The organism is Candidatus Kaelpia imicola (assembly GCA_030765505.1).
Classification (GTDB): domain Bacteria; phylum Omnitrophota; class Gorgyraeia; order Kaelpiales; family Kaelpiaceae; genus Kaelpia; species Kaelpia imicola.
The window spans coordinates 39,166-51,881 of record JAVCCL010000018.1 but is presented as its reverse complement, the minus strand read 5'-3'; the positions used below and the strand labels follow the sequence as shown (position 1 = coordinate 51,881).

Sequence of the window (12,716 nt, the reverse complement as noted above, 5' to 3'; positions counted from 1 at the left end):
TTTTAAAACTTACTCCGCTGCTCTTTGACTTAACATCAAACTCCTCTTCCTTCAATTTAAGATCAAGATCTAAATACATAAAACTCTCTTTTTAAAATCCTACTTTAACTAAATTCTCTTTTATAACCTTTGCAGAGTTCTTTAATAACTTCTGCTCTTCCTGATCAAGTTCTATATTAAGTATAAAGTCTAAACCTTCTCCGTTAACGACGGCGGGCAAGCTTAGATAGAGATCCTTAAGTCCAAGATAGCCCTGAATAAGAGATGATACAGGAAGTATCGCATTCTCATTATTCAGAATCGCTTCTGTTATTCTGACCAAAGCAAGGCCGATACCGTAGGAGGTCTCACCTTTTTTCTCTATTATCTTATAAGCAGAGTTCTTTACCTCTTTAGATATCTTACCCAGCTCTTCTTTATGGTTGCAGTATTCACCTCTCCTGCAGCACTTAAGGCAATAATCTTTAAACAGAACTCCCCCAACCATAGCCTTACTCCAGACAGGAAATTCGCTATCGCCATGTTCACCTAAGATATAGGCATGTACATTTCTAGTATCGACTCCAACATGATGAGCAAGTAAATTTCTGAACCTTGCGGTATCTAAGACAGTACCTGAACCTATAACCTCATTTGATAGTTTAGATGAAAGTTTATAACTTACATAGCTTAGCAAGTCAACCGGATTTGTAACATTTAAAAACACTGCTTCCGGAGTATACTTCATAAGAAGCGGTATTATTTTTTTAAATAATCCCACATTGGCTTTAATGAGCTCAAGCCGGCTCTGTCCAGCTCTCTGCTTCGCTCCGGCAGTAATAACAACCAGATCAGAACCGGCAGTATCTGAGTAGTCTCCTCCAATAATCTCAACAGGAGATACGTATGGTGCTGTATGAGATAGGTCCATGACTTCACCGCTGAGCCTCTCCTTATCAAGGTCAACTATAACGATCTCTCTGGCTAAACCTTTTATTGTAAGAGCATAGGCATAGCGCATGCCTACATTACCAGCACCTATAATAGATATCTTCGGATTTAAGCTATTCATCATCTACTATCTCCTAATTAATAACGATTATTTTATAATAATTATTATTCTAAAGAGTATAGAAGTCAAGCAAAAACTGTGCTATTTAAACAGCTGCGATGCCATAATGCCCAGATAGTGACTCAAAATGAGAACAACAGCTGCAACAGATAAATGTTCAGTTATTGTCCTTAAGGGTGATATCTTCTGCTTAAGCGCCAGATAATGACTAAAGAGTGTAAGTATCAAAAAACCTAATCCGATACTTACATAGACGGCAGTCTGAATCGAAAAGAAGATAACCGGAATTATAAAGATAGAAGCGAAGAGAGCTTTAGCGAAGAATGTTGATATAGTAGCCAGCCATACTTCAAGAGGACTATGTTTTACCTCAGACTCCTCAGACATATGTATCCCTAAGGCATCTGAGAATGCATCCGCAACTGCAATTATCATTACCCCTCCTGCTACTGCAATCTTGGAATGGGTTGTAGAGTTTAATCCTACCATAACGCCTAGAGTCGTTATGACTCCAGAGGTAAGACCGAAACTTATCCCTGTTTTAAGAGAGTGTTTTATATCCATATGACCCTAAAAGAGCAAAGGAGGCTTTAAAGCCTCCTTTAACCCTATTCTATCTTGATACTAAAATCCTATTTTTTCTTCTTAGCAACTTTCTTCTTTGGTGCAGCTTTCTTCTTAGCTACTTTCTTCTTTGGTGCAGCTTTCTTCTTTGGTGCAGCTTTCTTCTTAGCCGGCTTCTTTGCTGCTTTCTTCTTTACTGCCATGATTCACCTCCTTTTTCAGGATTTTTTTATCCTAGGAAATTTATAACCCATTTAAGAAAACTTTGCAACAAAAAAATAAAAAATAAATTATGTTAATAGAGAAAAAAGAATGGTTAACTAATAACTTTAGAATAAAAACCAAAGATTAAACTTTGACACCAAAAACTTTTCTTATAACAGCCGCAATAGATATCCAGCTATTTAAGAAGACTTTAATTCGACAATCTTCTTCTCTATCATCTTCTTATCTCTCTTAAGCGCAATCTCTAATGCTTCAATAGGAATCATAGTTAACCTCTAAAAATTTAAAGTTTTATATCAACACTGCCATGGATATTACAATAGGATGCCGCAATAAGAGAATCCGGACACTCTCTTGGAGCTTAACAATGCTTCAAAGCTGCTGTATCTCAGACTCTCTATACTTATGCTTCACCCCTTTTAAACAGATACTACCTTTCTTATCTCGGGAACCTCTTCTTTCAGTCTCTGCTCTATTCCAAGCTTTAAAGTATAGCTGCTCATAGGGCAGGACCCGCAGGCACCTTTAAGTCTTACTTTTACAACTCCGTCATCAGTTACATCAACAAGCTCAACATCACCGCCGTCAGCCTGAAGCATAGGCCTGATATTATTAAGTGCCTCTTCGACTCTCTCTTTCATCCCTCTCTCCTTTTTTAACCTCTTGTTCTTTTATAAAATCCGCCTAGAGACTCCCCTGGAGGGTCTTATCTTCAAGCTCTCTTATCTCTCTCTTTAAAATATCCGGCAAAGCCAGTATCTCAATATCCATAAAACCTCTTACAATAATAGATTGAGCCTCTTCATGGCTAAAGCCGCGGGAACAGAGATACTCTATCTCCTCTCTGCTTATCTTCCCAATTGCAGCTTCATGAGAGATCTCTACATCTCTAAACTCTGTCTCTATCTCCGGTACCGCACGAATAATGCCGCACTCATTTATTATCAATCCACGGCATTCAAGATGAGCCTTTACATCTTTAGCCTCGGCTTTAAGATTGCCTCTTACAATAACCTTTCCGCCTAAACTCACAACCCGGGACGTTATCTCAGCTGACGTATTAGAAGATTTAAGTACAACACGGCTGCCTATATCCTGAATAGTTCCGGGGTGCGAGAGAATAAGAGAGTTAAAAGAGGCTCTGCTGCCGGAACCTTTAAGGATAGCCGTTGGATACATGGAGATATCCTTAACAGGCCGCAGAGAGACATAATTGGATATAAAGCTGCCGCTCTCTTCTACTATAGCTGCGCTGATAGGTTTTACGCTGATATCTTTATGCCAGGAATGTATCATGCTGAAATTAAGGTAGCCGTTCTTCTTAACATAGAACTCTGATACCCCCAGATGTTCTGCCTCGCTGGTTGCTTTTGATGCCGCGCAGCCTGTTATAAGGTGAGCACTGGCTCCCTCTTCAATGATTATTATGTTATGTACTCTCTGTTTGAAATTCTTCTTCTTTAGATATAGACATGCCTGAATAGGCAGCTCTACTCTCTTGCCTCTCTCTACTCTTATAAAATAGCCGCCCTCTGTATCCTTGGGAAACTCCTTGTCAAGATAACCGAAAGCTGAACCATGAAGCTCTCTAACCTCCGGGTACTTATCTAAAGCCTCTTCTATGCTCAATATCTCAACACCTTTAAAGAGACTATGAGATATAAGCAGTTCATTATCCTGCTGGATAAAACTGCCTCCACGGTTCTCTTCGTTCTTATCCAGCCCCGAGAGAGACATATTATCCAGATCTTCCTTAGCTATCTTTCTATCTATTGACTCGGACATTTACACTCCCTGCATCTCTCATAACCATGTTCCTGTATAAATTTAAATATATCCCGAGGCTTTCCTGAACATGATATCTGACCATCGACCATAACAGATGACTTAACAACATCTATATAATCCAAGATATATCCGGTATGGGTTATAATCAAAGCCTGAGCATGGCTCTCCTTAAGATAGCTGTTAATAGCCTTACCCATTATAGAGATATTCTCTATATCCACCCCGGACTCAGGCTCATCCAGAAGAAGAAGAGATGGGCGCTGAAGCAGAATCTGAAAAAGCTCAGCCCTCTTCATCTCACCGCCTGAGAAGCCCATATTTATCTCACGTTCAAGATGCTGATCTAATGACAGCTCTCTAGAGAGCTCAGCTATTCTATCCTTATCAGAAGATAGATACTCTGCTAACCGGCCTAATCTTACTCCCCGTATCTGAGGAGGATGCTGATACATTATCCCTATTCCAAGCTTCACTCTTTTATCTATTGAAAGAGACTTAAGGTCTTTAGAATCAAATATTATCTCTCCGCCTTTAAGCTTATAGCCGCTAAAACCCATTATTGTCTTAATAAGTGTACTCTTACCGCTGCCGTTTGGGCCAAAGAGGATCATCACGTCATCCTGCTCTAAAAAGAGGGATACGTTTTTAATGATATCTTTATCTTCAATGCTAACTTTAAGGTTTTTGATCTCAAGCATCTCTCTTACTCCTGCACTCTTTACATAGCCCATAGAAATAACCCTGAAAACTCTCGATATAAAGGCCGGCTGCTTTCATCTTCTTAAGAGCACTGCATGGCGGTATATCGATATCAAAAATATTTCTGCACTCTTTACACATAAAATGGTGGTGAGAATCAGTCCTGATCTCAAAGGTAGACCTTTCAAAATCTATCCTGCTCTCTGATATCAGCCCCTTGCTCTTGAAGAACTGCAGTATCGTATAGACCGTAGCAAAGGATATCGAAGGAGACCGCTTTTTTACTCTCTTGTATATAAAGTCGGCTCTGGAATGGCTGCCTTCATTTAAGACCTTATATACCGCAAGCCTCTGAGGGGTTATCCTGATCCCGGCTCCATTTAAAGACTTAAGGCTCTCTCCCATAGGCAAGAATACTACCATAAGAACATTTTTTGTCAACAATAATAATTATTAAAAAATAATTGTTTTTATTAAGAATCAGCTCACTATAAAAGAGGCATCCTTATCAAAAAGGCTGCCTCTCATAGCAAGTGAGAAGAGGCCTCCGTTACCTAAACAGCCCCTCCATCCCGCCTAAAATCTCATTAAACGGCACAACATCAATCTGCCTGTGAATAGAATAGTGCCGATTCCCGGGATAGATGACGGCAATGCGCTTGAGTTTTAAATCTTCTAGAGCAATACGCATTGATGGTGTCATAACCGGTGCATCAGCACGTTTGATCTCAACACCATACATTCGCCCGCCCTTGTTAAATATTAAATCAATCTCCGCCCCTTGATGTGTCCTCCAAAAATAAACCTCATGAAGCTTAACTGAATTAATAATCTCTTCCATGACAAAACCCTCCCAAGAAGCACCGTACTTTGGGTGAGCCGATAGATCATTCTTCGTCCCTATTCCTAGAAGAGAATGCAAAATACCCGTATCATAAAAATAAATCTTTGGAGATTTTACTTGGCGCTTTTTAATATTTCCAAACCATGGCTGTACCTGCCTAATCATAAAAACACCTGTCAATACATCCAGATAACGTTTAACTGTCATCACGCTTATCCCTAAAGAACGAGCTATTTCGCTGGCATTGAAAACTTGCCCATGATAATGCGCCAGCATAGTCCAAAACCGCAACAGCGTCATAGGCGGTAAAGAGAGCCCATGCAATGGAAGGTCTCTCTCTACAAAACTCTGCGTATACTCTTTCAGCCAAATAAAACTTTCATCATCTGTATCAGCAAGAAACGGCCGGGGCAGCCTTCCGCGCAGCCAAAGAGATTCAAAGTTTTCCTCACCAATCTCATCTAAAGAGAACCCTCCTATCTGAATGCGCTCTACTCTCCCGGCTAATGATTCAGAAGAGCCTTTGACCAGATCGGGCGATGCACTGCCGAGAATAAGAAACTTAGCAGGCAATGGAGCTCTATCCGCCAAAACCCGCAAAAGAGGAAACAACTCCGGCTGATGCTGAATCTCGTCTATAACAACCGTTCCTTTAAGGTTCTCTAAAACATTTTTAGGCTCTATCATCTTTGCACTGTCAACAGGATCCTCAAGATCAAAGTACAGAGATGATCCTGGTTGTGCAAAATATCAAGCTAGAGTTGTTTTTCCACACTGGCGAGGTCCCAGCAATGAGACTATCCGCCCCCTGTTTAAAGCTCCGGTAATACGATCTATAACCTTCTTCCGTTCAATCATATTATTAATACACCATGAAATTTAACTATTGCAAGTTAATATTTCATGGTATATAACTACAAAACACCCTATTAAAACATACTATCTATATTTTAACATCCTGTCGATACTGCCTTTTGCTCTCTCTACTATCTCTACTTCCAATTCTATACTCCCCGACTCATCTTCTAAAGAGCTGAGCAGTCTCTCTAAGGTAATCTTTTTCATATCCAGACATACCGCCTTCTCCGATAAAGGATAGAACTCCTTCTGAGGATTATCCTCTTTTAATCTATACAGCATTCCTACTTCAGTACCGATAATAAAGCTTTCTTTATCTGATTCTTTCACATATCTTGACATGCCGGACGTAGAGTAGACTCCGTCTGCTAAATCTATCACTTCGGGGCTGCATTCAGGGTGAACAATTAAATCAGCATCCGGATGTTCTCTCCTGGCTCTCTCTACATTCTCTTCAGTTATATCTGCGTGGATAGGACAATATCCATCCCAAATGATAAAGTCACGCCCGGTCTCTCTTTTAGTATATAAAGCAAGATTCTTATCCGGGACAAATATCACCTCATCCTCTTTTAGAAAAGCCTTCCTGACTATCTTAACAGAGTTTGCGGATGTACAGCAGATATCGGAGTAGGCTTTTACCTCCGCAGAGGTATTTACGTAACAGAGTACTTTAGCATCCGGGTGAGTAAACTTAAGAGTTTCTAACTCAGAAGCTGTTATCATATCAGCCATAGGGCAGCCGGCATCGATATCGGGTAAGAGAACTAATTTATCGGGAGATAACATCTTGGCTGTCTGAGCCATGAACTTAACCCCGCAGAAGACTATAATATCAGCATCTGTTTCAGAGGCCTTGATGCTTAAACCTAAAGAGTCGCCCAGATAGTCTGCAGCATCCTGAATCTCAGGCAGCTGGTAGTTATGGGCAAGTATTACCGCTCTCTTCTGCTTTTTTAACTCTCTTATTCTCTCTACTAAATTCACCTTACAGCCTCCTCTATAACTCCTCCGCCTAAGAGATAGTCATCTCTATAAAAGACAACAGCCTGTCCGGGAGTGACCGCAAACTGCCTTTGGGAGAATAAAACCTTAACTCTCCCGGATTCAATTTTGCATATTGTACACCTTACAGGCCGATGATTGTAGCGAATCTTAGCAAAAACTTCAGCCTCTAAATCAGAATCAAACATATTTAAAGAGCGGGCAATGAGACCTTCTGCTTCTAAATCTTCTCTCTCTCCAACAGTAATCCTATTATTGGCCGGATCAATGCTATAGACATAGAGCGGGGTACCTTTACTAATACCTAAACCTTCACGCTGGCCCACCGTATAAAGGGCTAACCCTTTATGTCTGCCTAAAATATTACCATCTAAATCCGCAATATCACCCTCTTCCTGACTTAGATAACCTTTTATGAAGTTACGATAATTATTATCCGGAATAAAGCAGATATCCTGACTGGACCTCTTCCTACAGAGAGGGATACTCTCTCTCTCTGCAATACTCAAAAGCTCTTCCTTGCTATAATCAGAGAGAGGAAATAATATCTTAGAGAGAGACTCTCTATCTACGGCATAGAGAAAATAACTCTGGTCCCTGGATCTATCCTTCGCTTTTCTTAAGAAGAGTCTGCCTTTTGCTTCTTTAATAGCTGCAAAGTGGCCCGTAGCAAGATAATCAAAACCCTCTCCCATTGCCCAATCGAACAGATAACCGAACTTAAATATACTATTGCAGTAGATGCAGGGATTGGGGGTTTTGGCACTAAGATATTCAGATATAAAGTAAGCTACAATCTTCTCTTTAAACTCTTTTGACAGCTCTAATACTCTATGCTCTATGCCCAGATAGTCTGCAACCTGTTTAGCATCTTTAAGCGACTCACTGCCTCCGGGCTTAGAATCAAGAGAGGGGTCACTATTTAAAAGCATGGTTACCCCTTCTACTCTATAGCCGTCTCTCTTTAGTAGGAATGCTGCTAAAGATGAATCAAGACCGCCGCTCATTGCAACTAACACAGAAGGAGTTTTCATAACTTAAATTAAAATAGAAGAGTATCAGAACCTCTTAATCTTAAGACTCTTATAACTATAACCGGAGTTCTCATCCGGAAAAGCCTGAACTCTCTCTGTGAGCAAAAATCTCTTCTTCTCTATTCTATCTTTTAAAGTCAGGGCAATCTCTTTAGCCTTACTATAACTTGAGAGCGAAGCTGTAGGAACATCTTTATTGTTTATCTTTATCTTACCGGACCTTAGCTGAGCATAGTTTACTCTCTCAAGGAAACCGCTGATTCCTTTAGGATAGGCCTTACTGTAATCTATAACCTTAGTCCAGATATCTTTATCTGAGATTGATGTATAACGCGCGATATCTGTATTTAAAACAGGTATCGGTATACCAATGCCTACCGCAAGAGATGCGCCGTAACCGAGCATACTAATACCTTTAATCCATTTTGGACTCATCTTCTTCAGGTCCCCTATAACGGCAATAGTAGCAGCAGGAGATACCGGTATTCCTTTTTTACTTCTCTTAACTGTCGGGTTATGCTGAGTACCCCAGAAAGATATATAACCCTCTCCGCCGCCTAAGAATATTCTGGTACCTATCCCTATGGTCTTATAGTAAGGGTCGTTCAACAGAGGTGAGAGCTCTCCGGCACTGCAGTAATTTGCATTGCCCAGAGAAGGCTTTAGAACACCCATATATGTATAGATAATATCTTTGGAGAGATTTACAGCAACGTTATAGTTCTGATAACAGTTGCGGGGGTTAAAGAGTACAGCTTCGTTTAGATCCTTCAATCTTATCTTTATTGCCAGCTCTCTCCTTGGATAACAGTCAGTCCCATAGGCAGATGCCTCTAGTTTTATCTCCTCTCTCCTCACTAGATCTTCAATAAGATGGCCGCCGCCGTATTTAAACTCACCAGGATAGACTTTATTCCTGGGATCATCGCTGGGTAACGCATTGGCTCCAAGAGATATATCGGCCGCCGCTAAAGCCGCATAAGCCTCTACTCCGTTTAGATAGACCTTTCCCCCGCCAAGTTTTATCTTCGGCGCCGGCTGAGGCAGATTAAGATAGATGCTGGATGAACACATCGGAGCAAATGTTCCTGTTGTCACAACATCTATATCAGCTGCAGCCTTTCTAAGGCCTCTCTCCTTAACAATAGATATCATCTCATCAGCCGTTACAACAACAGCCTTGCCCTTCTTTATCCTCTTATTGATATCCGTTATCGTCTTAACCATCTAGCTCTCCTTTTACTCTCTCTTAAATTCTGAAATATATCTCTCAATACTATCAGGAAAAATAACAACTATTCTTTTACCCTTACTGCTCTCTCTCTTCGCAACTTCAAGAGCAGCTGCTAAGGCCGCTCCGGAAGAGGGCCCGGCTAATACTCCTTCACGCTTTGCAAGTTCGGCAACCATCAAAAATGCATCTCCATCACTGACTTTAATTATCTCATCTATCAACTCTCTTTTTAAAATATCAGGAATAAAACCTGCTCCTATTCCTTCTATGCTGTGAGCTCCAGGGCTAGTACCTGATAATACAGCAGAACTCTCCGGCTCAACAGCTATAATCTTAATATCTTTGACTCTCTCTTTCAAGCACTCACCAATCCCTGTAATGGTACCGCCTGTCCCAACACCGGCAACCAGAATATCCAGCTTAGAATCCAAATCTTTTAATATCTCCTCTGCAGTATTTTTGTAATGGGCTTCCGGATTGGCAGCATTTTTAAACTGGTTTATGAAAAAAGAGTTCTCAATCTCAGAAGAGATATCCTCCGCCTTTCTAATCGCGCCCCGGATACCTTCCTCGGATAGCGTAAGCACTAATTCCGCCCCCAAAAGCTCTAAAAGATATTTGCGCTCATCCGACATATTTTCAGGCATAACAAGAATCAGCTTATAACCACACCAGGCAGCTATAGAAGCCAGGGCGATACCGGTATTTCCGCTGCTAGCCTCAACAATAGTCGTATCTCTATCTATAAGTCCTTCTTCCCGGGCTCTATCTATCATAGAGAGAGCAGCTCTATCTTTAATGCTCAGAGTAGGATTACGGTATTCAAGTTTGGCAACTATCTCCAGATCTAAACCGTTTGAGATATTAGACAATCTCAAAAGCGGTGTTCCTCCAACAGTCTCTGAAATATTGTTGAATACAGCCATCCCTTATTCCTTTATATTATATATGCTACATTATATGACTATTTCGTTTTTTATACAGCTATTTTAGCTAAGATTAATTCTTAATAGTAAATCTAGAGCGTTTTCCATAGATAACACTGTAAGTCTTAGAACCAATCTCAATAGCTGTAGGAAAGATCTTATTCTTAGGCCCCTGAACAAAGACAATAACCTGCCTATTTGTTACAGAGAAAGTTATCCAGCTGCCTCTGTAGTTAATCCTAAATTTTATCCTCTGCCATCGCCTTGGAATACGGGGGTTGAGTTTAATTCTATCCTTCAAAACACTTAAACCTATAAAACCGCGCAATACAATATCTATAGAGCCGCCCATAACACCGATATGTATTCCCTCAGAGGTTGTACCGCTCTGAATATCAAAGATATCGGACTCCAGCACCTCATTGAACCATCTCCAGGTCTCTTTAGGTTTATTCAAAAGGTGAGCAATATAACAGTGTACTACTTTGCTTAAGGTAGAACCATGAGAAGTACGCTTAACATAATATTTATAGTTTTTATTCAGAGTATCTTTACTGAATTCATAACCCAGATTATTAAATATCTCTTTTACCTCTGCCAAATTCAATAGATAGAAAAACATCAGAAGATCAGCCTGTTTAGTTACTTTATAATCATCAGGAGACTTACCTTCGGCTTTAAGAATCCTGTCCAGACGCTCTATGCTCTCATAGCTTTCACGATACTTATCCCAATCAAGCTCCTTAAGCCCGAAGTAGCCATCGAACTGCGCAATAATACCATCTTCATTTATGATAACATTCATCTTCTGGGTAATATCTTCCCAAAGCGCAAGCTCTTCTTTCTTAAAACCTATCTTGCGTGATATTCGGCGTCTATCTTGAGATGAGAGGATACTTAATGTCTCCTTTGCTCTTATAAGCAGCCAGACAGTCATAAGATTCGTATAGGCATTATCTTTTAAACCCGCTTCTTCTGAATCTGAATACTTCTCATGGAATTCATCCGGGCCCATAACACCCTCAATATGGTACCTGCCGTCTTCCTGATCAAACTTAGATATCGAGGCAAAGAACCTGGCAATAGAGAGTATCAGCTCAGCTCCGTAATCTGCAAGAAAGCCGGCATCCTTTGTCTTCATATAATGACGCCAAACGTTATAGGCAATTGCAAGTGAGACATGGCGCTGGTTACGGCTGTAGTCCGGGCCCCACTCACCCGATAAGGGATTGAGGTGGACAATCTGGGTCTCCTCTTCTCCCGTTGAGCCGCTCTGCCAGGGAAACATTGCTCCTTTGGCCTTCTCTCTTCTGGCATACTTTCTAGCCCAATCCAATCTCCTGTAGCGATAGAGCAGGAGAGACTCAGATATCTCAGGCAGATGAAGGTCATACAGCGCCATCGCAAATATCCCGTCCCAGAAGATATGACCCCTATATGCCTCGCCATGTAAACCTCTAGCAGGAAGGCCGGCATCTATCTTTGTGATATGAGCTGAGGCCGACTGAAGAAGGTGGAAGATGTGGAGCCTTAATACTTTCTGAGAGAAGATATCGCTATCAATCTGAATATCAAACTTCCTCCACAGATCATCCCAGAGACTCTCGTGGGGTTTTAGAACGCTCTCAAACTTTGATACTCTCCTAACCAAGTGAATTGCAGAATCCAGAGGCTCCTCTATTCCCTGATCTTTAGATGTATAGACCGCTACTACCTTCTCTATCTCATAACACCTGCCCTGCTTTAGATATAACCTGAATACCTGATCTATCCTCTCCTTACCTCTGCTGATATGTTTTATATTGACTCTCTTCTCAGCACTAGAAGTAAAGACACGGACTTTTGAGGCTTGAGCAATTGTAATCTTAGATTGAGAGGTCTTCATTACAAGATAGACACCATTAGAGCTGAACTTTCCTAAAGATACAGGAATCAGATGTTTTGAGTTAAGCTGTCTATAGCGCTCAACACCTGCATTTATAACCGCACCGTCAAGCATAGTCCTGACAGTAATCCAGCCGCTGTAATTTTCCGGGGTTATAATATATTTATAGCTTATTAGATGGGGATTGGCCATACTTACAACTCTAAGACTCTCTATATGTGTCTTATGTCCCAGCCGGTTCTGGAACCTTATATCCCTCTTTAAGACCCCGCGCCTGATATCAAGCTCCTGACGATAAAATCTTATCTTGGCTCTTGAAGGAGAGAACCAGTCACTACCTGCAATCTTAAACGTTATAGGCAGGCAGTTTGGAATATTGACAAGGTCTTCATTGTATACAGTCCTTCCCGCAATATTGGTAGGGAGCTTATTATAACCTCCCCCGAGATAAGACCCGGGATAATGGATACGCGAAGCACCGGACTCATAAGCAGCTCCTCTTACCCCGATATAGCCGTTTGCAAGAGTGCAGATCGATTCCCGAAGAGACTCTTCTTCAGGATCAAATCCGTTATAGACTACTTTCCAGCTGGAATCTACCAT

The 12,716-nt window shown here is 41.0% G+C and carries 13 protein-coding genes and 1 pseudogene; all 14 read right to left on the bottom strand.

Translation table 11 applies throughout. From position 1 onward, the window contains the following. Positions 1-91 precede the first annotated feature (91 nt). Entirely contained in the window at positions 92-1,051 is a 960-nt protein-coding gene (locus P9L98_02840) for an L-lactate dehydrogenase (protein MDP8216244.1), read from the bottom strand. Between the two features lie 81 nt (positions 1,052-1,132). Next, a complete protein-coding gene (locus P9L98_02835; GenBank protein MDP8216243.1) occupies positions 1,133-1,609 on the bottom strand; it encodes a hypothetical protein in 477 nt (158 codons plus the stop codon). 74 nt (positions 1,610-1,683) lie between these two features. Further along, positions 1,684-1,818, bottom strand: a complete 135-nt coding sequence (locus P9L98_02830; protein ID MDP8216242.1) for a hypothetical protein — start codon at positions 1,816-1,818, stop codon at positions 1,684-1,686. Between the two features lie 441 nt (positions 1,819-2,259). Beyond that, positions 2,260-2,481, bottom strand: coding sequence for a NifU family protein (locus P9L98_02825; protein ID MDP8216241.1), 222 nt, complete (start codon positions 2,479-2,481; stop codon positions 2,260-2,262). 43 nt (positions 2,482-2,524) lie between these two features. Then, on the bottom strand, positions 2,525-3,625 hold the full coding sequence (locus P9L98_02820; GenBank protein ID MDP8216240.1) for a SufD family Fe-S cluster assembly protein: 1,101 nt from the start codon (positions 3,623-3,625) through the stop codon (positions 2,525-2,527). Further along, a complete protein-coding gene (locus P9L98_02815; protein MDP8216239.1) occupies positions 3,610-4,359 on the bottom strand; it encodes an ATP-binding cassette domain-containing protein in 750 nt (249 codons plus the stop codon). Before P9L98_02815 ends, P9L98_02820 begins: the two co-directional genes overlap by 16 nt. Continuing rightward, positions 4,319-4,750: a Fur family transcriptional regulator gene (locus tag P9L98_02810; GenBank protein MDP8216238.1), complete on the bottom strand. Its 432-nt coding sequence runs from the start codon at positions 4,748-4,750 to the stop codon at positions 4,319-4,321. The genes P9L98_02815 and P9L98_02810 overlap by 41 nt, the downstream gene beginning before the upstream one ends. A gap of 127 nt (positions 4,751-4,877) precedes the next feature. After that, entirely contained in the window at positions 4,878-5,447 is a 570-nt protein-coding gene (locus tag P9L98_02805) for a DUF4143 domain-containing protein (GenBank protein ID MDP8216237.1), read from the bottom strand. A gap of 189 nt (positions 5,448-5,636) precedes the next feature. Then, positions 5,637-5,900: pseudogene (locus tag P9L98_02800) on the bottom strand (AAA family ATPase). 210 nt (positions 5,901-6,110) lie between these two features. Beyond that, positions 6,111-7,016, bottom strand: coding sequence for a quinolinate synthase NadA (gene nadA, locus P9L98_02795; protein MDP8216236.1), 906 nt, complete (start codon positions 7,014-7,016; stop codon positions 6,111-6,113). Continuing rightward, complete coding sequence (mnmA, locus tag P9L98_02790) at positions 7,013-8,068, bottom strand: tRNA 2-thiouridine(34) synthase MnmA (GenBank protein ID MDP8216235.1); 1,056 nt, start codon at positions 8,066-8,068, stop codon at positions 7,013-7,015. The genes nadA and mnmA overlap by 4 nt, the downstream gene beginning before the upstream one ends. Positions 8,069-8,092: 24 nt before the next feature. Continuing rightward, the gene (locus P9L98_02785; GenBank protein ID MDP8216234.1) at positions 8,093-9,295 is read right to left on the bottom strand and encodes a homocysteine biosynthesis protein; all 1,203 of its coding nucleotides are present in this window, start codon (positions 9,293-9,295) and stop codon (positions 8,093-8,095) included. 12 nt (positions 9,296-9,307) lie between these two features. Continuing rightward, positions 9,308-10,228 (bottom strand): cysteine synthase A, encoded by a 921-nt coding sequence (gene cysK / locus P9L98_02780; protein MDP8216233.1) that lies wholly within the window; start codon positions 10,226-10,228, stop codon positions 9,308-9,310. 73 nt (positions 10,229-10,301) lie between these two features. Next, positions 10,302-12,716 carry a glycosyl hydrolase family 65 protein gene (locus tag P9L98_02775; protein ID MDP8216232.1) on the bottom strand — a complete coding sequence of 805 codons (2,415 nt, stop codon included), beginning with the start codon at positions 12,714-12,716 and terminating at the stop codon, positions 10,302-10,304.

What these genes read in the sequence shown, in the direction of transcription:
- P9L98_02840 (MDP8216244.1), bottom strand. Translation starts at nt 1,051, where the DNA reads ATGAATAGCTTAAATCCGAAGATATCTATTATAGGTGCTGGTAATGTA.
- P9L98_02830 (MDP8216242.1), bottom strand. Translation starts at nt 1,818, where the DNA reads ATGGCAGTAAAGAAGAAAGCAGCAAAGAAGCCGGCTAAGAAGAAAGCT.
- P9L98_02825 (MDP8216241.1), bottom strand. Translation starts at nt 2,481, where the DNA reads ATGAAAGAGAGAGTCGAAGAGGCACTTAATAATATCAGGCCTATGCTT.
- P9L98_02820 (MDP8216240.1), bottom strand. Translation starts at nt 3,625, where the DNA reads ATGTCCGAGTCAATAGATAGAAAGATAGCTAAGGAAGATCTGGATAAT.
- P9L98_02815 (MDP8216239.1), bottom strand. Translation starts at nt 4,359, where the DNA reads ATGGGCTATGTAAAGAGTGCAGGAGTAAGAGAGATGCTTGAGATCAAA.
- P9L98_02810 (MDP8216238.1), bottom strand. Translation starts at nt 4,750, where the DNA reads ATGGTAGTATTCTTGCCTATGGGAGAGAGCCTTAAGTCTTTAAATGGA.
- P9L98_02805 (MDP8216237.1), bottom strand. Translation starts at nt 5,447, where the DNA reads ATGCTGGCGCATTATCATGGGCAAGTTTTCAATGCCAGCGAAATAGCT.
- mnmA (MDP8216235.1), bottom strand. Translation starts at nt 8,068, where the DNA reads ATGAAAACTCCTTCTGTGTTAGTTGCAATGAGCGGCGGTCTTGATTCA.
- P9L98_02785 (MDP8216234.1), bottom strand. Translation starts at nt 9,295, where the DNA reads ATGGTTAAGACGATAACGGATATCAATAAGAGGATAAAGAAGGGCAAG.
- cysK (MDP8216233.1), bottom strand. Translation starts at nt 10,228, where the DNA reads ATGGCTGTATTCAACAATATTTCAGAGACTGTTGGAGGAACACCGCTT.
- P9L98_02775 (MDP8216232.1), bottom strand. Translation starts at nt 12,716, where the DNA reads ATGGTAGATTCCAGCTGGAAAGTAGTCTATAACGGATTTGATCCTGAA.